Origin of the sequence: Gemmatirosa kalamazoonensis (genome assembly GCF_000522985.1) — a bacterium.
Lineage (GTDB): Bacteria > Gemmatimonadota > Gemmatimonadetes > Gemmatimonadales > Gemmatimonadaceae > Gemmatirosa > Gemmatirosa kalamazoonensis.
Genome location: NZ_CP007128.1, coordinates 4942100 through 4962571 on the forward strand (window position 1 = coordinate 4942100; position 20472 = coordinate 4962571).

A 20472-nucleotide genomic window follows, 5' to 3' on the forward strand; every position below is an offset into this window, starting at 1 on the left:
GTGGCGCGAGGGTGCAGGGAGCAGGCCAGCGGGCGACTACTCGCCGACCATCCCCTCCTCGATCGTCTCCCCTTCCCGCAGCTTCACCGGCTGCCCCTTCGACCGCACGCGGATGTTGAGCATCTCTACGGCGACCGAGAAGAACATCGCGAAGTACGTGTAGCCCTTCGGCACGTGCTGGCCGAGCCCTTCCGCGACGAGGTTCGTGCCGACGAGCACGAGGAACGAGAGCGCGAGCATCTTCACCGTCGGGTGCCGGTCGACGAACGTCGAGATCGGGCCCGCCGCGCCGAGCATGAACGCGAGGGCGATCACGTTCGCGGCGATCATCACGGCGACGTTGTTCACCATGCCCACCGCGGTGATCACCGAGTCGAGCGAGAACACGATGTCGACGACGGCGATCTGCGCGACGACGGCGACCAGCGAGCTGCGGCCGCTCTTCGCACCGGGGCCGTGCTGCCCTTCCCCCTCGAGCTTCCCGTGGACCTCGTACGTCGCCTTCGCGATGAGGAACAGGCCGCCGATCACGAGAATGAGATCGCGTCCCGTGACCTCGCGCGCCTCCGCCTCGAGAAACCCGAGCGCGGGGAGCGCGAACAGCGGCGTCGTGAGACGGGCGAGCCAGCTGATGCTCAGCAGCAGGCCGACGCGCGTCACGAACGCGCCCGCGAGGCCGAGGCGTCGCGCCATCTTCTGCGACGCCGGCTCGACCTTCGCCGCGAGGATCGAGAGGAAGATGATGTTGTCGATGCCGAGGACGACCTCGAGCAGCGTGAGCGTGAGCAGGCCGAGCCACGCGTTCGGGTCGGTCAGGAAGTCCATCGTCGTCGGGGCTCGGGAGGCGGGCGCGGCGCGCGAACGCGTCAGGATGCGACGACGCGCGCCGGAATGGTACCGACGTCGCCGTGCACGCGTGCTACCCTGGGTGAAGGGGGGGAGCCCCCCTAGGACCTAGGTCCGGCGCGCGCTCCGGGCCGGTTAGCTTCACGGCGTGACCGATCCCACGCCTCCCGCCGTCGTGCTGCTCAGCGGCGGCCTCGATTCGACCACGTGTCTCGCCGTCGCCGTGCGCGAGGGCTTCGCCGTGCACGCGCTGTCGTTCCGCTACGGCCAGCGGCACGCGCACGAGGTGGACGCGGCGCGGCGCATCGCCGCGCGGTGGGGCGTCGCGCGACACGTCGTCGTCGACATCGACCTCCGGGTGTTCGGCGGCTCCGCGCTCACGGCGGACATCGCGGTGCCGAAGGACCGGCCCGCGGCGTCGCTCGCGACCGACGGAGTCCCCATCACCTACGTGCCGGCGCGCAACACGATCTTCCTGTCGTACGCGCTCGCGCTGGCCGAGGTCTCGGACGCGCGCGACGTGTTCATCGGCGTGAACGCGTACGACTACAGCGGGTATCCCGATTGTCGCCCCGAGTACGTGCGCGCGTTCGAGCGCATGGCGAACCTCGCGACCCGCGCGGGTGTGGAGGCCGCCGCACGCGGCGAGACGGCGCTGCGCATCCGCACGCCACTCCTCGACCTCACGAAGGCGGACATCGTCCGACTCGGTCTCTCGCTCGGCGTCGACTACGCGGACACGACGAGCTGCTACGATCCGACGCCCGACGGCGCCGCGTGCGGGCACTGCGACGCCTGCCAGCTGCGCCTGAAGGGGTTCGCCGAGGCGGGGGCGACGGACCCGATTCGCTACGCATGAGCTACACGGTCAAGGAGATCTTCTACACGCTCCAGGGAGAAGGCGCGAACGCCGGGCGCGCCGCGGTCTTCTGCCGCTTCGCCGGCTGCAACCTGTGGACGGGGCGCGAGGCCGACCGCCACCGCGCCGTGTGCCGCTTCTGCGACACCGATTTCGTGGGCGTCGGTCCCGACGGCGGCCGCTTCGCGAGCGCCGAGGCGCTCGCCGACGCCGTGGCCGAGCGATGGGCCGCGGGCACCGGCCAGCTGCCGGATGCGGCGTGGACGGGCGGCGTCGCCCCGCTCGTCGTGTGCACCGGCGGCGAGCCGCTGCTCCAGCTCGACGAAGCCGCGGTGGACGCCCTGCACGCGGCCGGCTTCGAGGTCGCGGTGGAGACGAACGGCACCCAGCCGGCGCCCGCGGGGCTCGACTGGATCTGCGTCAGCCCGAAAGCCGGGACGACGCTCGCCGTCACCGCCGGCGACGAGCTGAAGCTCGTCTACCCGCAGCGGGAGGCCGAGGCGCAGCCGAAGCACTTCGAGCGGCTGTCGTTCCGCCACTTCTTCCTCCAGCCGATGGACGGCCCCGACCTGGCCGAGAACACCCGGGCCGCGATCGCGTACTGTCTGGCCCATCCGCGCTGGCGGCTCTCGGTGCAGACGCACAAGGTCGTCGGCCTCCGCTGACGACCCGCCGGGCCCGGTCGGACAGACGTTCCGGAACCACGCACGGGCCCCGGTCCGGCAATCCCCGCGGTTCCTGACCACGCGGTCAGGGCGGTCGACGAAACACCGTTCTTTTCGGGTTCTGCCGTACGGAGCCGCGGGGCTACGTTCACGTCGCTGCCCGCCGGACCGGCCCTCCTGGTTTCCGGCGTCCGCGCGTCGTGTCACGAGGCTCCCCCCGCCGTGCCCCCCCTCCGCCTCTCCCTTCCACCGAGTCGCCCACTGCTCCGGACCCTGCGCTGCGCCCTGCTGCTTGGCGCCGGTCTGAGCACCGCCGGCTCGATCGCCCTCGCCGCACCCGCGGCGATCCGCGCGCACCAGGCCGCGCCGAAGCCGAAGCCCCGCCGCCCGACGAAGCCCCACCGCGCGACCGCCACGCGCACGAGCGCGAAGCCGCGCCCCCACCCCCACGCCGAAGTCGCCGCCGGCCCGCTGCTCCCCACCCTGCCGGCCGCGTTCCCCGAGATCCCTTCGGCCGAGCTGCTGCTCCAGCCGGGGCAGACGATGGAGCAGGCGTTCGCCTCCCTGCCCACCGTGGCGGCGCCGACCGAGGGAACCGACGGCAAGCCGCTCAGCGGCTTCAGCGCGTCCGCCGAACGCCTGCTGTCGGCGATGATGTCGCGGGCGCGCAGCCAGCTCGGCACGCGCTACGTGTTCGGCGGCGACGATCCGGACAAGGGGCTCGATTGCAGCTCGTTCGCGCGCTTCGCGATGGAAGCGTTAGGCATCCGGCTGCCGCGCACGGCGGCGCAGCAGGCGCGCGTCGGCACGGCCGTGCCGCGCGACCGCAAGTTGCTGCGTCCCGGAGACTTGCTGACGTTCGGCCGCGGCCAGAAGGTGTCGCACGTCGGCATCTATCTCGGTGAGGGCCACTTCATCCACGCGAGCGTGACGTCGGGGCGCATCATCGAGACGACGATCGAGCGTAACGGTCGACTGTTCCGCCGGTGGCAGGGCGCGCGGCGGCTCATCGCCGACAACGAGGCTAAGAGCGGTAGCGCACAGAGCGAGTTCTGACACGCGATCTCACGCTCGAACGGCGCGGGCCGGCCTCCCTTGATGGGACGCCGGCCCGTTTCGCGCGGCACGTGTCGCGGAGTCCTCGGAACAGCACTTGCACTTTGGGTGGGCGTTATGCCGCGTGTCCGCGCGCGGCGGCGTCCCCGACACCGAATCCGTCGTCATGATCCGCACCGATCGATCCGACCGGGCGACTCGCGTCGTCCCCACGTTCGACGCGCCACTCATCGTTCACAGCCACCTGCGCTGGGACTTCGTGTGGCAACGCCCGCAGCAGCTCCTGTCGCGCTTCGCCGAGTCGGTGCCGGTGCTGTTCGTCGAGGAGCCGCTGTTCGCCGACGATCTGTCGCATGCGCGGCTCGATCTCTCCACGCCGGCGCCGAACGTCACGCGCGCCGTGCCGGTGCTGCCCGCCACGCTCCGCGACCACGGAGACCGCGCGCTCGCGGAGGTGCGGACGCTGCTGCTCGCGGCGCTCGCGCGCGGTGGCGCCCTCGGCGGCCGCTTCACGGCGCCCGTGCAGTGGTTCTACACGCCGATGCCGGCGCCCACGATGATCGGCGCGTTCGGTGAGCGCGGCATCGTGTACGACTGCATGGACGAGCTGTCGAAGTTCCGCTTCGCGCCGCGCGAGCTGGTCGACCGCGAGCGCATGCTGATGGCGCGCGCCGACGTCGTGTTCACGGGCGGGCACAAGCTGTGGCTCTCGAAGTCGAAGCGGCACCCGAACGTGCACTTCTTCGGGTGCGGCGTGGACTCCGCGCACTTCGCGAAGGCGCGCCGCTCCGACCTGCCGCGCCCCACGGATCTCGCCGACGTCGACGCGCCGATCCTCGGCTACTACGGCGTGATCGACGAGCGCATCGACTACGATCTCGTGCGCGGCCTCGCCGAGGCGCATCCCGACTGCGTGGTCGCGATGGTGGGGCCCGTCGTGAAGGTCGACCCGCGCGAGCTGCCGCAGGCGCCTAACATCCGCTGGCTCGGACAGAAGCCGTACGCCGAGCTGCCGATGTACGCGAAGGCGTTCGACGTGTGCCTGATGCCGTTCGCGCTGAACGAGGCGACGGAGTACATCAACCCGACGAAGACGCTGGAATACATGGCGGCCGGCAAGCCGATCGTGTCGACGCCGATCGCCGACGTGCTGCACCACTTCACGCCGGTCGTGTCCGTGGCGGACACGGTGCAGGACTTCGCCGCCGCGGTGCGCGTCGCGCTCACGGCGCCCGATCCCGAGCTGATCGCGCGCGGCATCGGCATGGCGAAGGAGCATACGTGGGACTCCATCGTCGCCCGCATGTGCGCGATCATCGTCGACGCGCTCGACGCGACCGACCTGGTCGACGCGCACCTGGCGCCGTTCGCCGCCGGGGCGACGAAGCCCGCCGCGGCGCCCGCGCGTCGCGCCGTCCCGCCGCTTCTCGAGGCGGTGGGTGGTGAGGGGATGACCGCTTGACCGCTCGCGCCATGACGGCGCGGGTGAACGGAGCCGGCGGGTCGATGATGGAGCTGTGGGCCGGCGTGGAGTGCACGGTCAACCGGGTCGGCGACCGGTATCGCGATCAGCTTGCGCTCGGCGGCCACGCCGAGCGCGACGACGATCTCGACCGGCTCGCCGCGCTCGGCGTCACGGCGCTGCGCCAGCCGGTGCTGTGGGAGCGCGTCGCGCCCCAGGGGCTCGCGCGCGCCGACTGGGCGTGGGTGGATCGCCGGCTCGAGCGGCTGCGCGCGTTGGGCGTGCGGCCGATCGTGACGCTGCTGCACCACGGAAGCGGGCCGCGCGACACGAGCCTCCTCGACACGTCGCTGCCCGAGCGGCTGGCCGAGTTCGCGCACGCCGTCGCGAGCCGGCATCCGTGGGTCGAGGACTGGACGCCGATCAACGAGCCGCTCACGACCGCGCGCTTCAGCGCGTTGTATGGGCTCTGGTACCCGCATGCGCGCGACGACCGGTCGTTCGCGCGCGCGCGCTGCTGAACCAGATGCACGGCGTCCGCGCGGCGATGCGCGCGATCCGCGAGCTCGTCCCCGGCGCGCGGCTCGTGCAGACCGAGGATCTCGGCAAGACGCACGCGGTACGGACGCTCGCCTACCAGGCGCGGTTCGAGAACGAGCGGCGGTGGCTCACGTTCGACCTGCTCACGGGGCGGCTCGGGCCGGAGGCGCGCATGTGGCGCCACCTGCACCGCGGCTGCGCCGTGCGCGAGTCGGAGCTCGCGAGCTTCGTCGAGGATCCGTGCCCACCGGATCTGTTAGGCATCAACCACTACCTCACGAGCGAGCGGTTCCTCGACCGCCGCCTCGCGCGTTACCCGGCGTCGACGCACGGCGGCAACCGGCGGCACCGCTACGCCGACGTCGAGGCGGTGCGCGTGCTCGCGGCGGGACCCGACGGGCCGGCGCGCGTGCTGCGCGAGGCGTGGGACCGCTACGGCCGGCCGATGGCGGTGACGGAGTGCCACCTCGGCTGCACACGCGAGCAGCAGATGCGCTGGCTCGCCGCGGTCTGGGCCGCCGCGCAGGACCTGCGCGCCGACGGCGTCGATCTGCGCGCGGTGACGGCGTGGTCGACGTTCGGCGCGTTCGACTGGGCGAGCCTGCTCACGCGCGACGACGGACACTACGAGCCGGGCGCGTTCGACGTGCGCGCGCCGGCGCCGCGCGCCACCGCGCTCGCGGGGATGATGCGCGACCTCGCCACGCGTGGCGCGTGCGACCACCCGGCGCTCGACGGCCCGGGATGGTGGGAGTCGCCGCAGCGGCTGATGTACTGGCCGGCGGGCCGCATCGACCGGCGGCGCGACGAGACGCCGCTGCGGCCCGCGCGCCACGCAGCCCCGCGCCGAGTGCTCGTCACCGGCGCGCGCGGCACGCTCGGGCACGCGGTGGTGCGCGCGTGCGAGGAGCGCGGCCTCGCCTATCACGCCGCGTCGCGCCCCGAGCTCGACCTGCTCGACGAGGCCGCGCTCGTGGCGGTGCTCGACGCCGTGCGGCCATGGGCCGTCGTGAACGCGGCGGGGTACGCGAGGATCGACGACGCGGAGCGCGAGCGCGACGCCTGCTGGCGCGAGAACGTCTGCGCGCCCGCGGCGCTCGCCCGCGCGTGCGCGCAGCGCGGCATCGCGCTCGTCACGTTCTCGTCCGACCTCGTGTTCGACGGCGCGCTCGATCGCCCGTACGTCGAGGCCGACGCGACGGCGCCGCTCGGCGCGTTAGGCAGCTCGCACGCGGCGGGCGAGCGCGCGGTGCTCGACGCGCATCCCGCGGCGCTCGTCGTGCGTACGAGCGCGTGCTTCGGCCCGTCGAGCGATCGCGACTTCATCACGCTCGCGCTGCGCGCACTCGCCGCGGACGCGCCGTTCGCCGCGCTGTCCGACGTCGTCGTGTCGCCGACGTATCGGCCGGCCCTCGTCGATGCGGCGCTCGACCTGCTCATCGACGGCGAGCGCGGCGTGTGGCACGTCGCGAACGCGGGCGCGCTCACGTGGTACGAGCTCGCGCGCGCGGCGGCGCACCACGCCGGTCTGTCCACGGCGACGCTGGTCCCCGTGCCGCTCGACGCGGCGGGGCTCACGGCGCCGCGCCCGCGCTTCTCGCCGCTGGCGAGCGAGCGCGGCACGATACTCGGCGACGTGGACCGCGCGGTGCGCGCCTACGTCGACACGCGCCGCCGACTGCGCGGCACCCACGCGTGGGCCGGGCACACCGAGCCCGCGCGCCCGCTCGTCCCCACTCTCTCGCTACAGCGTTAGGAGCCCGTTCAGTGTCGGACCAGAAGATCGTCATCGTCGGCGCGGGCCCCACGGGGCTCGGCGCCGCCTACCGCCTGCAGGAGCTGGGGCACCGCAACTTCCGGCTGCTCGAGGCGCGTCACAAGGTGGGCGGCCTGGCCTCGAGCGAGACGAGCCCCAACGGCTTCACGTACGACATCGGCGGCCACGTCCTGTTCTCGCACTACCCATACTTCGATCGGCTGTTCGACACGCTGATGGGCGACGAGTATCAGGAGCTCGTGCGCGAGGCGTGGGTGTGGATGTGCGGGCGGTTCCTGCCGTACCCGTTCCAGAACAACATCCGCCACCTGCCGAAGGAGATGGTGCTCGAGTGCCTGCTCGGCCTCATCGAGGCGCAGCGCACGCCGATCGACCTGGCGCGGATCGAGAACTTCGACCAGCTGATCCACAAGCAGTTCGGCGCCGGCATCGCGAAGTACTTCATGATGCCGTACAACTTCAAGGTGTGGGCGCACCCGCCGCGCATGATGAACAAGGAGTGGATCGGCGAGCGCGTCTCCACGCCGCCCATCGAGCGGGTGCTCGGCAACGTCGTCCTCGACAAGGACGATGCGGGCTGGGGGCCGAACAACACGTTCAAGTATCCGCGCTACGGCGGCACCGGTGGGCTGTTCGAGCGCATCGTGCCGTACGTGAGCGAGCACCTGTCGCTGAACACGCGCACGGTCGGCATCGACGCGGCGCGCAAGGAAGTCATCCTCGCCGACGGCACGCGCGAGCCGTACGACCAGCTGCTGTCCACGATGCCGCTCGACAAGCTGGTCGCGATCACCGAGGGCGCACCGGACCAGGTGCGCGACGCGGCGGGGTGCCTGCGCCACTCGGGGTCGTTCATCGTCGGCGTCGGCGTGGACCGGCCCGCGGGGACGAGCAAGTGCTGGATGTACTTCCCGGAGAGCGACGCGCCGTTCTACCGCGTGACGTATCTCTCGAACTACTCGCCCGAGGTCGTGCCCGACCACACGCGCCAGCACTCGCTGCTCGCCGAGATCTCGCACTCGGAGTTCAAGCCCGAGAACCGCGACACGATCGTCGACCAGACGATCGAGGGCATGCTCGCCACGCGGCTGCTGGACGAGTCGGACGTGCCGAAGATCGTCGACACGTACGTCATCGAGCGCGACTACACGTACCCGACGCCGAGCCTCGAGCGCGACGCCGCGCTGCGCGTCATCCAGCCGTGGCTCGAGTCGCAGGGCATCTTCTCCCGCGGCCGCTTCGGCGCGTGGCGCTACGAGGTCGGCAACATGGACCACTCGGTGGCGCAGGGCGTCGAGTGGGTGAACCGCGCGCTGTTAGGCGCGGTGGAGGACGAGCTGACGTATCTCGCCAAGCGAGGATGCTGACGGTGTGCGCCGCTACGGCGTGCGCATCGCCTTCAGGTTCGCGCTGACGATCAGGCGCAGGATCTCGAGCGACGACGCGGCGTCGAACGCGCGGGCGGCGGGGATCGGCTTGCCCGGGATCGGCGTGCTCGCGAGGCGCTGGCGGGCGCTGCGCGTGACGTAGACGGGCGCGTCGGCGGGGACGTGCGAGACCTCGTCGCGGCCGATCACCACCGCCTTCACGCGGTCCGCGTGCACGCCGGCGGCCTGCGACAGCAGCGCCTCGGTGCGCGGATCGGTGACCACGACGTACACGGGATGCTCCTGCCGCAGAAGCTGCCAGTGCGTGTCCAGATCGGCGCGGATGGTCGCCACGAGCACGCGCTTGCCGAGCGGCGTCATGCGCGCGCGCAGGGCGTCGGCATAGGCGGACTCGGTGACGACGAAGTCGGCGGCCGCGAGCTCGGTCGGCACCGAGGACCCGTCGAGCACCGCCGGCGCGAACGGTACCGCGTCCACCCCGTAGAGCTCGCGCAGCTCGCCGCACAGCCCCTCGAGCTGGTCGGCCGAGAGCGCGACGACGGCCGCGCGGAGCCGGCGCGTCGTGACGCAGCGGCGCAGCCAGTCGCCGAGGCGGGGCGCGGACAGGCCGCGCTCGATGCCGGCGAACAGCACGTCGGCCACCCAGCCGTCGGCGACCACCGGTGGACCGCCCGGGACCGGCGGCGTGCCGGCGACGTAGATGCCCGAGCGGCGCCGGATGTCGACGAGCCCCTCGCGGGCCAGCACGCGGTAGGACGACAGCACCAGCCGCGGATCCACGTCGAACTCACCGGCCAGCTCGCGCGCGCTCGGCAGGCGATCGTTGCGACGCAGGGAGCCCGACGCGACGCCACTCAGCACGCGTCGGCGCATGACCTCCGCGATCTCCATGCGGCGACGTCGGGGCGTGCTTGCCATGGGCATAACTCTCGTCGCCGCAACAGTTGCGGGAAAGAGTCGGTACGCTGCCGAACACAATCGCGTGTCCCAGATCCGCGATTCTACGGATGCTGGTGCACCGAGGTTGATGCAGGATGCTCGCCCCGTTCGCGGGCGGCGGGCACGATACTCGCCCGATGTGACGCCCGTCACGCCGCAGCCGGCGCTGATCGACGCAGCAGCCGGCGGAGATACCGCACACCGTGACGTCGTCGCACGACGACGCTCGCGGCGCTTCTGCGTCGTACATCGGGCATGGGAGGGGTGGGGTATGGGATACGACGAGGAACGTGTGGTCGTCCGCCGCGCGGACGAGCTCTGGCAGCCGGCGAGCCGACGCGGATTTCTGCGGGCGCTCGCGATGGGCGGCACGGTCGCGCTGCTGCCCACCGTGTTCGCGGCGTGCCGCGACGAGAGCGCGTCGACGGGGCTCGCGCCGGCGGGCGCGGCGCGCGACCTCACCGCCGCGGCGGTCGGCACGATCACGCTCGATCTCGGCACCGACGTCGGCATCTTCAACTACGCGTTCGCGCTGGAGCAGCTCGAGGCCGCGTTCTACACGCAGCTCGTCACCACGTCGCCGTTCGGGTCGACGTTCGCGAACGCGGCGGAGCGGGAGATGCTCTCCGACATCTGGCGCGACGAGGTCGCGCACCGCGAGCTGCTGCGCGCCGCGCTCGGCTCCGCCGCGCTCCCGACGCTCACGCCGAACTTCAGCGCGGTGAACTTCGCCGACCGCACGAGCGTGCTGACGACGGCGCGCACGTTCGAGGACCTCGGCGTCGCGGCGTACAACGGCGCGGGGCGCTACATCCGCAACGCGAACAACCTCCTCATGGCGGGGAAGATCGTGTCCGTCGAAGCGCGTCACGCGGCATCCATCCGCGACACGCTCGACACCACCGGGACGGCGTTCGCCGATCTCGCATCGCTCTCGGCGTGGGGTGCCGACCCGGCGAGCGGGCGCGACGTCGCGCTGCCGCCGGTATCGGTGCTGTCGAACGCGGCGCCGCTCATCCAGGACACGATCACCATCGGCACGCAGCCGAGCTGACCCGCTTCGAGGAGACGCAACCATGCAGGACATGCAGGACGCACCCATCCTCGACGCGATCGAATCCGACGTCGTCGAGACCCTCGTCAGCCGCCGCGACGCGATCGTGCGGAGCGGCAAGGTCGGTGGCATGCTCGCCGCCGGCCTGGCGATCGGATCGCTCCCCGTCGCGCTCGCGGCGCTGTCGCAGGAGGCGTACGGGCAGGCGCCGACGAGCACGATCATCGACACGCTGCAGTTCGCGCTGCTGCTGGAGAACCTCGAGGCGGAGTTCTACCGGGCCGTCACGGGCACGAGCCAGTTCGTGCCGTTCAACCTCGCGTTCCAGCGCGTGCGCACGCAGCTCACGCCGACCGAGATGGCGACGCTGTCGCTCATCCGCGATCACGAGATGGCGCACGTGCAGTTCCTCATCCGCGCGATCGCCGCGGCCGGCGGCACGCCGACGATCTACAATCCCGCGTTGACGTTCGATTTCACCGGCGGCCGCGGGAGCGGCACCGGCCCGTTCAGCGGGGCGACGACCGACAAGGGCCTGCTGCTCATCGCGAGCCAGCTGTTCGAGGACACCGGCGTGCGCGCGTACAAGGGGCAGGCGGGGAACCTGCTGCGCGCCGGCGACACGCTGCAGGCGGCGCTGCAGATCCACTCGGTGGAGGCACGCCACGCGGCGAAGATCCGCCGGCTGCGCCGAGCCGCCGGAGCGCCGGCGGAGATCCGCTACAACGGCACCATCCAGGGCGAGGGAACGTTAGGCTCGGGCGTGCCTAACGCGTCGTCGCTCCCGCAAGCCGTGCAGCTCGGCGTCTACTTCCCGTATCAGGGCGAGGGGAACCAGACGCACGTCGTGAACAACGGCACCGCCGACGTCTCCATCGACGCGACCCGGCTGCCGAACCTGGTGCGCGGCCCCGACGTCTCGGCGGCCTTCGACGAGCCGCTCACGCGCGCCCAGGTCATCAACATCGTGCAGCCGTTCGTCGTGCCCGACGTGGCCTGACGCCAATTACGTGAGGCGTATCGCGTAGCGGCGCCCCGTTCCGAGTGGACAGGGCGCCGCTACGCGATGCGCATCACGAATTGCCGTTTCCGTTAGGCCGCTGCCCACCGCGTCCGCCGCGACGACGGCGGCGCGGGGTGGCGAGGGCGGCGCCGCTGCCCGACGGCGCGGCGTAGGCGCTCGCGCCGCTCGACGCGCCGTTCTGCCCGCGGCCGCCGCGCGGTTGCGCCTTCTCGGCCCGGCGCGCCTCCTCGTCGGTCGCGCGCTGCGCCTTGCGCTCGGCCTTCTCGCGCGCGCGCTGGCGCTCCTCCGCCTTGCGCTTGCGGATGTCGGCGATGCGCTCGGCGATCGGGATCTCGAACCGCTCGGTCGGCCGCGCCTGGTAGTCGAAGCCGGTGAGCGTGCGGCGCGCGATGCGCTTGCCGATCGCCCGCTCGATCGCGCGAAGGTCGTTCTCCTCCTCCGGCGAGACGAACGTGATCGCGTCGCCGGTCGCCTCGGCGCGCGCGGTGCGGCCCACGCGGTGGATGTAGTCCTCCGGCAGATGCGGCACGTCGAAGTTCACGACGTGGCTCAGCTCCTCGACGTCGATGCCGCGGGCGACGATATCGGTCGCGACGAGCACCTGCACGCGGCCGTTCTTGAAGCCGTCGAGCGCCTGGGTGCGCTGCGCCTGCGAGCGGTTGCCGTGGATGCGCTCGCACGACACGCCGTGGCGCGTGAGGAACTCGAACAGCCGGTTGGAGCGGTGCTTCGTGCGCGTGAAGACGATGACGTCCTTCACTTCGCCGCGGCGGATCAGCTCGAGGAAGAGCTGCGCCTTCAGCGCCTCGGAGACCGGGTAGAGCATCTGCTCCACGCCGGTGGCCGGGGCCGCCTTCCGCTCCTGGTTGATCGCCACCGGGTCGTGCAGCAGGTCGCGCGACAGGCGCGCGATCGGCTCGGGCATGGTGGCGGAGAACAGCATCGTCTGCTTCTTCGCCGGCAGGTGCGCGAGCACGCGCTTGATGTCCGGCAGGAAGCCCATGTCGAGCATGCGGTCGGCCTCGTCGAGGACGAGCATCTCGATCCCGTCCAGCCGCGCGTACGGCATGCGCAGGTGGTCGAGCAGCCGGCCCGGCGTGGCGACGAGGATGTCGACGCCGCGGCGGAACGCGGCCTCCTGCGGCCCCATGCCGACGCCACCGAACACGGCCGCGCCCGTCACCTTGGTGTGGGCGGCCAGCGCGCGCAGGTGCTCCTCGATCTGGGCGGCCAGCTCACGCGTCGGCGTGAGGATGAGCGCGCGGGTGGTGCCGCGCGGCCGGTCGATCAGCCGCTGGACGATCGGGAGGAGGAAGGCGGCGGTCTTGCCGCTGCCCGTCATCGCGCAGGCCAGGAGGTCGCGTCCGGCGATGGCCGGCGGGACCGACTGCTGCTGGATGGGGGTCGGGGCGGCGAAGCCCATCGACTGCACGCCGCGGAGCAGCGAGGGGTGAAGCTCGAAAGACGAGAACGACATCGACTGGGACGGAGGGGACGACACACGGCAACGCGCCGCTGGCAGGGTCAGAGGCCCTCGGCCAACGGCGCGCGCACCGTGAACTAATGTTACCGCACCAGAGACAACCGTTGCACCCCTGACACACCCCGAATACGTGCCGAACTGACCGCGTGGCCGACCCGTCCCCGCCTCCGCCCCCATCGCCGCCCCCCGCGCCCCGGCCGCCGGCCGAACGGCCGGTGCCCCGCGGCTGTCACCCGCTCGTGTTCGGCATCGTGATGGCCACGATCCAGCTCGCCATCACCCTGTACTTCATGGGGAACTGCTGAGCACGTCCAGCAGCTCGCGGGCGAGCGCCGCGTAGGCGCGGGCCGCGGACGTGCCCGGGGCGAACAGCATCGCCGGGCGCGCGAGCGGGGCGCCGGTCCCGACCCGGACCGATCGGGCCATCGGCAGCGTGGCGTGGAGCAGCGCGCCGGGCGCGACCGCGTCGACCTTCTCGACGAGCCCCCACCGGTCCGCCTCGCGCGGCACGAGGCGGGCGAGCGCGGCGCGGAGACGGGGTGCCGGCGACGCGTCGTCGACGAGCGCGGCGACGTCGCGCAGCACCCGGAGCGAGAGCGGCGTCGCATCCACGGGGACGAGCACGAGGTCCGCGGCGCGCACCGCCGCGGTCGTCGACGGACCGAGTCGCGCCGGCGGGTCGACGACGAGGATCTCGCCGGGCGCAGCGTGCAGCGTGTCGGCGGCGACGAGGCGCACGGCGCGCGGCGCCCACGGCAGCGGCTCGGCCAGCGCCCGCGACGAGGCGCCGTCGGCGTCGGCGAGGGCGACGGGCACGTCGAGCGCGGCGAGTGCCGCGGCGAGGTTCGCGGCGACGGTGCTCTTCAGGTTCGCGCCGCCCGCGCCGACGATGGTCACGACACGAGCGCCGGCGTGCCTAACGCTCATGGCCGATACGTGGCTTTCGTTTCGACGCGCAACGTCCGTCCTGTCTCCGCTCAGCGCCGCCCGAACGCGACGTCGGTGCCGAGGTAGAACGCGCGGCGCGCGCCCGGCTCGAAGTAGCGCGCGCCCGCGGCGTTCACCGTCACCGCGGTGACGTAGCGCGCATCCAGCGCGTTGGTCACGCCGACGAACGGCGCGATCGACACGCCGCGCATCGAGAGCGCGTCGGTCAGCGCGCGCGCGTCGACGAGCGCGTAGCCGGCGGCCCACGCGCGGTTCACGTCGTTCGCCGGCATGCGGTCCTGCGCGCGCAGATCCACGGCGACGAGCCCGCGGTGCGCCGCGCGCAGGAGCGCCGAGAAGTCGAACCGCCGCGGCGAGACGCCGGGGATGCGGAGCCCCGCGTACGACGTGTCGCGCACCGTGTACTGCTGGAAGCGCGCGTCGACCACGGTGTACGCGGCGCGCAGCGTGAGCGCGTCGCCGACGACGGCCTGCGCCGCGGCCTCGACGCCGCGGTGGCGCGCGCGTCCGGCGTTGCGGAAGAACTGCCGCCCCGCGGCGCCGGGGACCTCGAACGGCACGAGCGCGTCGCGCACGATGGTGTGATAGGCGGCGAGCTGCCACGACGCGGCGACGCGATCGCCGACCACCGCGGCGCCCTTGAGCCCCGCCTCGAGCGAGCGCGCGCGCTGCGGGTGGAGGTCGGGATTGAAGCCCCCCGCGCCGGTCGGGCGGTTCGCGAGCTCGGTCGTGGTCGGTGTCTCGAACGACGTGCTGGCGTTCGCGTACACGCTGGCCGCGCGCGCGATCTCCACGCTCACGCCCAGCGACGGCGTGGTGGCGGAGAGCGTGCGCGCGCCGGAGTCGTCGGGGTTCGTCGCGCTCACGAGGCGGTCGTCCGCCGCGAAGCGCACGCGGTCGTGCCGCAGCCCGGCGAGCGCGACGACGCGCGGACCGAGCGTCGCGTCGGCCTGCGCGAACAGCGCGCCGCTCGTCACGTGCTCGAGCTGGTCGAGCGTGCGCGCGCCGCGCACGCCGGAGGCGTTGCCGAAGTTCTGCCGGTCGTCGCGCTGGCGTTGCAGCTCGCCGCCTAACGTGACGCGTCCGCCGACCTCGGGCCGCCACGTATCGGATGCGGTCCACGCCGCGCGCGCGCCGCCGGCGCGGCGGTCGAGCGCGACGATGCTCACGGGGATCGGGTTGCTGAGCCGGCGGCGCAGTCCCCACGCGGACGCGTCGATCGCGCCGACGCCGACGTCGCGCCGCCAGCCGAGTCCGAGCTGGCCGTGCTTCCCCGCCTCGCCGGTCTGCTGCCGCACGTTGTTCGCGAACGCGCGCGCCGGGTCGACGCCGAGCAGCGAGTCGGAGAGCGCGCCCGGGTTGTGCGCGTCGTAGTCGACCCACGCGCCGCTCGCGCGCAGCGCGCCCCACCCGCTCGCCGCGTTCCCGGCGTCCGCGCGCCCCGTGACGCGCGTGGACCGCTGGTCGCTCCACTGGCGGAAGCCGTCGTACGCGAGGCGGCTCGCGCCTAACGACCAGCCGACGCCGCCGTCCTGCCCGCCGACCGTGGCCTGGAGCCGCGACAGCCCGTCGGCGCCGCCGAGCGCGCGCACGCTCGCGGCGAGCGTGGAGTCGGGCGGCGGCGCGCTCTCGAGCAGCACGACGCCGCCCGCCGCGTTGCCGTACAGCGCCGACGCCGGTCCCCGCTCGACCTCGGCCCCGCCTAACGTGCCGAGCTCCACGTGGTTCAGCGACGTCTGGCCGTCGGGCATCGTGGCCGGCACGCCGTCGACGATCACCTTCACGCCGCGCACGCCGAACTGCGTGCGCGCGCCGAAGCCGCGGATGGAGATGCGCTCGCCGAGCGCGGCGTTGAAGCGATTGTCGACCTGCACACCGGGAACGCCGCGCAGCGCCTCGTCCACCGCGAACCCGGCGCGTGCCGTCTGCGCCGCGTCGCGTCCCACGGTGGACACGGCGTACGGCGCGCGCACCAGCGGCACGGGCGCGCGCAGCACCGTCGTCACGACCGCGGGCAGGCGTGCCGCGCGCCTCGTGACGCGTGACGCGCTGTCGGCGCGAGCGCTGTCGACGCGAGCGGTGTCGCGCGGCGGCTGCGCGGCCGACAGCGAGGGCAGGAGGGCAAGAGCGCAGGAGGGCAGGAGCCATCGCCCTCCGACACCCTCGTGCCCTCGTGCCCTCGTGCCCTCGTGAGCTGTATGCATCATCCCACGACTCCCAGCCGCCGCAAGCGACGCCAGTCGAGGAACACGAGCACCGTGCACAGCGTGATCGTGATCGCCGAGACGAGGCACCACGGGCAGAAGCCGTGCAGGATGACGAACTCCGCGTACTTCAGCCGAACCGTGAACGCGAGCGCGGGGAAGATGAGCGCCATGAGCGCCAGCGTCGGCCACTTCTCGTCCTCCCAGCGCGGCGCCGTGCCGAGCAGCGCGACGACGAACAGCAGCGCGTAGCCGACGGCGCCGATGAGCGCGACGTCGACGCCGAGGAACCAGCCGTAGCGGCTTCCCTGCACGTACTCGCAGCCGTGCGCGCCGCCGCACGCGAGCGTGCCCGCGAGTCCCAGCTTCCACAGGTGCAGGTACAATGCGACGAGCCCCGAGATCAGGCTGCCGAGCGCGATCGTCATGCGGTAGATCATGCCGAAGCTTGTCCTGCGTCCTGCGCGAACGGTAGCCGCCGCCCGTCCCACCACGACTTCACCGCCGCACCGAGGATGATCGTCGCGCCGCCCGCGAGAGCGAGCGGTGCCGGTCGCTCGCCGTGCACCAGCCACGCCCACAGCGGATTGAGCGCCGGCTCCACGAGCAGGATCGTCGACGCCGCGAGCGCCGGCACGTGCGGCATCGCGGTGCTCATGAGGAAGTACGCGAGCCCGATCTGCACCGCGCCGAGGTAGAGCACCACGACGACGTCCGCCGCGTGTACCGGCGGCAGCGGGAGCGCCATCGGCAGCGCGACGAGGCACGCGAGCACGTTGCCGGCGATGACGGTCGTGATCGCGTCGTCGCTCGCGCCGCTCGGCGCCTCGGTCGCCGCCTCGTCAGCGGTCGCGCTGAGCGATTCGGCCGGTACTCGGCCGCGCCCGACCCACCGCAGGCCGAGCACGACGCCGGCGTAGCCGACGCCGCTGATCGCGGCGAGCACGTTCCCGCGCGCGGGGTCGGGCGCGGTCGCCTGCGGCCGGTCGGCGCCGACGAAGAACAGCGCCATCCCGAGCGCGACGACGCCCATGAACACGAGATCCTCGCGCGTGGCCCGCTCGCGGAGCACGAGCGGGCCCGCGAGCAGCACCCACAGCGGCGCCGTCGACTGCAGGAAGATCGCGTTCGCCGCGGTGGTGAGCTTGTTCGCGATGACGAACAGCGTGAGCGTCATGGCGTACGCCAGCGCGACGACCAGCACGCGCCATCCCCACCGGCGGCGCGCGGCGGGCACGAACAGCCACACGGCGACGGCGGCGACGCCCGAGCGGAAGCAGGAGACCTGCCACGCGCCGAGCATCGTCCACTTGATGCCGGCGCCGCCGGTGGAGAACAGCAGCGCGGTGGCGAGCAGCCGCAGGCGTGCGGCGACGCCGCTGAGTGACATGCAGGATCGGTGAGGGTCTCGGAGCGCCGTTCAGGACTCCACGCACGTGTTTCTGAAGGACGAAAGAGGACTGAAGAAGGACTGAAGAAGGACGACATCTCTTGTTGGTCCTTCTTCAGTCCTTCTTCAGTCCTCCTTCAGTCCTACGAAAGCCACGTACGTGGAGTCATGCGTCGCGCATCACCGCGCGAAGTCGCTCCACCGCCGCACCGCCTTCACGCACGCCGGCCACACCTGTCCGCGCGGCATCACGCGCTGGTCGCGCGCGACGGTCTGCGAATCCTCCGACGCGAGGTACGCGAGCATGGCGACGAGCGTCGCGTTGTTCTTCACGTCGTCGAGCCACAGCTTGTCGTACGTGTCGCGGTTCGTGTGCCACGTGTACGTGCCGTAGTCCCACGACAGCGAGCCGAGGCCGAAGCCGGGCGCGCCGTAGCAGGCGAACGACGCGTTGTCGCTGCCGCCGCCCGCCGGCGAGCCGGGGAAGCTGAACGTGAGGTACTGCGAGATCTCCGCCGGCAGCCGCGACGCCCAGCGCCCCCACGCCTCGCCGGCGTTCACGAGCCCCGCCGGCGACACGTTCACGACGCGGCCGGTGCCGTTGTCCTGGTTGAACAGCGCCTGCAGCCCACGCACGATCTCCGGATGGTCCTCGCTGAACGCGCGCGATCCGTTGAGCCCCTGCTCCTCGCTCGCCCAGTGACCGACGAGGATGGTGCGCTTCGGGCGCGGATACGCGGCCTTCAGGATGCGCATCGCCTCCATCATCGTCGCCGTGCCGGTGCCGTTGTCGGTCGTGCCGGAGCCGGCGTCCCACGAGTCGAAGTGCGCGGAGAGCATGACGTACTCGTTCGGCCGCTCGCTGCCGCGGATCTCGGCGACGGTGTTGAACGTCGGCACGTCGGCGGTGATCTCGGCGTCCGAGCGCACGCGCAGCACGGGGCCCTGGCCGTTCGCCGCGAGGCGGAACAGCAGGCCGTAGTCCTCGCAGCTCACGTCGACCGAGGGCACGAGCTCGGTGCGCGCGAAGAAGACCTTGTTCACGCCCCACCCCTCCGACCAGCGCGACGCGATGACGCCCGCCACGCCCGCCTGCTCGAGCCGGCGGCCGAGCGAGCCGGTGCCTAACGAGAGCGAGTAGCCGGTGGCGCGCACGCGCGCGTTCCACGCCGCGGTGTCGGCGATGCGCTGGCGACGGAACCGCGCGAGCGACGAGTCGGTCGCCCACCGCTGCAGGTTCTCGTCGGGGCGACAGGTGGGCTGCGGGAACGACACGAGCACGAACTTGCCGCGCGCCTGCGGCAGCCACCGCACGAACTCGTTGCTGTCGGCGACCTGCGGCAGCACGACCACCGGTGCCGTGACGTCGCGCCCCTTCGTGCCCGCGCTCCACGCGAGCAGCGTCGCCTCGAGCGTGCGCGCGCGCGGCTGGAGGAGGTCGACGTTGGACGTGCCGCGCCGCCAGCCGCGCCAGGTGCCCACCTGCTCGTTGCGCGCGGTGATCCCCCACTTCGTGTACGTCGCGACCGCCCACTCGTTCGCGGCGCGCATCTGCGGCGTGCCGGTGAGCCGCGGGCCGATGGAGTCGCTCAGCGCCTGCAGCAGCGCGCCGACGCGCGAGCTGTCCATGCCGAGCGCCCAGATGCGGCGCAGCACCGGGTCGTCGACGGGAAGCGTCTGCGCGTGGAGGCGCGGCGCCGCGAGCGCGGCGGCCGCGAGGAGCGCGGCGAGCCGGCGGAGCGCGCGGCGCGTCGGGAGAGTCGTCACGGGAGAGCCTCGAGGTGGGAAGTTCGACGGGTAAGCTAAGCGCCGCGCACAGCCCGAAGAAACACCGTTGACTGCGCGTCGGGTCAGGGGTAACCTCGAAGAGCCATGCCGACCTCGCGCCCGCGCACCGTCCTCGCCGATCCGGCAGACCCCGAGACGGCGGAATTCGCGGAGCCGGAGGAGATCGAGCCCGATCTGCCGCAGGCGGACCCCGAGCTGCCCGACGCGGCGCCGCGCTCGCTGGCCGAGCTGGTGGAGCGCACGCTCGCCGCGGTGGCCGACGACGCGCTCGGACGGCGCGTGCGGCTGTCGCTCCTCACGACGGTGCAGACCGCGGCGGCGGAGGCCGGTCGCGTGCTGCCGATCGAGGTGCACGAGCTGCGCGCGCGCGTGCTGCGCGGTGCGCTGCCGTGGGTGGGCGAAGGGGGCGTGTTCGTGGACGCGCCCGACGCCGGCGAGGACCACGCGCTGCTCGACGCGGTGACGCACGCCGTGCGGACCGCGCAGCGCCCGATCGACGAAGGCGGCGGCGGCTACGACGGCCTGTTCGCGCCGCTGCACGACGACGCGCTCGACGCGCTGCTGCGGCGCTCGACGATCGCGGTGCGGGCCGCGGCGTTAGGCGCGACGACCGACTGCGTGGTGACGCCGCCGCTGTTCGGCCGCTACCTCGCGATCTGCTCCGCCGACGCGACGCCCGACCAGCGGCGCGTGGCGCTGCGGCGCGGGCTCGCGCACGTGCTCTGCGGCCACGTCGGCGAGCACACGCCGCTCCCCCTCCCCGCGCCCGCGCCGGCGCAGCGCACGGCCGACGTGTTCGCGCTCGTGGATCTGATCCCGTTCTGGCAGCTCCACGAGTGGCGCCGCGCACGACTCGGCTGGCGCGCCACGATGCGCGAGGCCGCGCGCACCGCCGCGGCGCTCGCCCCCGACTGGGGTGCGGCGCGCGCGAGCGACGCGGCGCGGCGGCGGGTGCTGCTCTACCGCGACCGGAAGATCTAGGGCAGGAGGGCAGGAGGGCAGGAGGGCAAGAGAGGCGACAGCTCCTGCCCTCCTGCCCTCCTGCCCTC

General features: G+C 72.8%; 18 protein-coding genes. 10 read left to right on the top strand and 8 right to left on the bottom strand.

Features of this window, described 5'->3' with window-relative positions; all coding sequences use genetic code 11:
• Positions 1-36: 36 nt before the first annotated feature.
• A complete protein-coding gene (locus tag J421_RS21405; RefSeq protein WP_025413222.1) occupies positions 37-825 on the bottom strand; it encodes a TerC family protein in 789 nt (262 codons plus the stop codon).
• Positions 826-994: 169 nt separating this feature from the next.
• On the opposite strand from J421_RS21405, the gene queC reads away from it, so the two are divergent.
• From queC to J421_RS21435, 7 genes are all read left to right on the top strand, one after another.
• Positions 995-1705, top strand: a complete 711-nt coding sequence (gene queC / locus J421_RS21410) for a 7-cyano-7-deazaguanine synthase QueC (protein WP_025413223.1) — start codon at positions 995-997, stop codon at positions 1703-1705.
• Positions 1702-2370, top strand: coding sequence for a 7-carboxy-7-deazaguanine synthase (queE, locus tag J421_RS21415; protein WP_025413224.1), 669 nt, complete (start codon positions 1702-1704; stop codon positions 2368-2370). The genes queC and queE overlap by 4 nt, the downstream gene beginning before the upstream one ends.
• A 222-nt stretch (positions 2371-2592) precedes the next feature.
• Positions 2593-3426 carry a C40 family peptidase gene (locus tag J421_RS21420; protein WP_025413225.1) on the top strand — a complete coding sequence of 278 codons (834 nt, stop codon included), beginning with the start codon at positions 2593-2595 and terminating at the stop codon, positions 3424-3426.
• A 166-nt stretch (positions 3427-3592) separates the two neighbouring features.
• Positions 3593-4888 (top strand): glycosyltransferase, encoded by a 1296-nt coding sequence (locus J421_RS21425; protein WP_158508867.1) that lies wholly within the window; start codon positions 3593-3595, stop codon positions 4886-4888.
• Entirely contained in the window at positions 4885-5409 is a 525-nt protein-coding gene (locus J421_RS33710) for a family 1 glycosylhydrolase (RefSeq protein WP_201773060.1), read from the top strand. Before J421_RS21425 ends, J421_RS33710 begins: the two co-directional genes overlap by 4 nt.
• Positions 5410-5414: 5 nt before the next feature.
• Positions 5415-7184 carry a sugar nucleotide-binding protein gene (locus tag J421_RS21430; RefSeq protein WP_201773061.1) on the top strand — a complete coding sequence of 590 codons (1770 nt, stop codon included), beginning with the start codon at positions 5415-5417 and terminating at the stop codon, positions 7182-7184.
• Positions 7185-7195: 11 nt separating this feature from the next.
• Entirely contained in the window at positions 7196-8572 is a 1377-nt protein-coding gene (locus tag J421_RS21435) for a protoporphyrinogen/coproporphyrinogen oxidase (protein ID WP_025413227.1), read from the top strand.
• A 12-nt stretch (positions 8573-8584) separates the two neighbouring features.
• Here J421_RS21435 and J421_RS21440 read toward each other — a convergent pair whose 3' ends face one another.
• Entirely contained in the window at positions 8585-9511 is a 927-nt protein-coding gene (locus J421_RS21440; RefSeq protein WP_158508868.1) for a GntR family transcriptional regulator, read from the bottom strand.
• Between the two features lie 313 nt (positions 9512-9824).
• Between J421_RS21440 and J421_RS21445 the strand changes: the two genes are divergently transcribed.
• Together J421_RS21445 and J421_RS21450 are read left to right on the top strand one after the other, a co-directional pair.
• Positions 9825-10586 (top strand): ferritin-like domain-containing protein, encoded by a 762-nt coding sequence (locus J421_RS21445; RefSeq protein ID WP_201773062.1) that lies wholly within the window; start codon positions 9825-9827, stop codon positions 10584-10586.
• 22 nt (positions 10587-10608) lie between these two features.
• Positions 10609-11586 (top strand): ferritin-like domain-containing protein, encoded by a 978-nt coding sequence (locus J421_RS21450; protein ID WP_025413230.1) that lies wholly within the window; start codon positions 10609-10611, stop codon positions 11584-11586.
• A gap of 73 nt (positions 11587-11659) precedes the next feature.
• Here J421_RS21450 and J421_RS21455 read toward each other — a convergent pair whose 3' ends face one another.
• The 6 genes from J421_RS21455 to J421_RS21480 form a co-directional block, all read right to left on the bottom strand.
• The gene (locus J421_RS21455; protein WP_025413231.1) at positions 11660-13087 is read right to left on the bottom strand and encodes a DEAD/DEAH box helicase; all 1428 of its coding nucleotides are present in this window, start codon (positions 13085-13087) and stop codon (positions 11660-11662) included.
• Positions 13088-13381: 294 nt separating this feature from the next.
• Positions 13382-13990: a hypothetical protein gene (locus J421_RS21460; protein WP_025413232.1), complete on the bottom strand. Its 609-nt coding sequence runs from the start codon at positions 13988-13990 to the stop codon at positions 13382-13384.
• Between the two features lie 80 nt (positions 13991-14070).
• Positions 14071-16047 carry a TonB-dependent receptor family protein gene (locus J421_RS21465; RefSeq protein WP_025413233.1) on the bottom strand — a complete coding sequence of 659 codons (1977 nt, stop codon included), beginning with the start codon at positions 16045-16047 and terminating at the stop codon, positions 14071-14073.
• A 197-nt stretch (positions 16048-16244) separates the two neighbouring features.
• On the bottom strand, positions 16245-16685 hold the full coding sequence (locus tag J421_RS21470; protein ID WP_025413234.1) for a vitamin K epoxide reductase family protein: 441 nt from the start codon (positions 16683-16685) through the stop codon (positions 16245-16247).
• Positions 16682-17635: a DMT family transporter gene (locus J421_RS21475; RefSeq protein ID WP_025413235.1), complete on the bottom strand. Its 954-nt coding sequence runs from the start codon at positions 17633-17635 to the stop codon at positions 16682-16684. The genes J421_RS21470 and J421_RS21475 overlap by 4 nt, the downstream gene beginning before the upstream one ends.
• Before the next feature lie 180 nt (positions 17636-17815).
• Complete coding sequence (locus J421_RS21480) at positions 17816-19402, bottom strand: M20/M25/M40 family metallo-hydrolase (protein ID WP_025413236.1); 1587 nt, start codon at positions 19400-19402, stop codon at positions 17816-17818.
• Between the two features lie 105 nt (positions 19403-19507).
• Between J421_RS21480 and J421_RS21485 the strand changes: the two genes are divergently transcribed.
• Positions 19508-20404, top strand: a complete 897-nt coding sequence (locus J421_RS21485) for a hypothetical protein (protein ID WP_025413237.1) — start codon at positions 19508-19510, stop codon at positions 20402-20404.
• Positions 20405-20472: the final 68 nt, after the last annotated feature.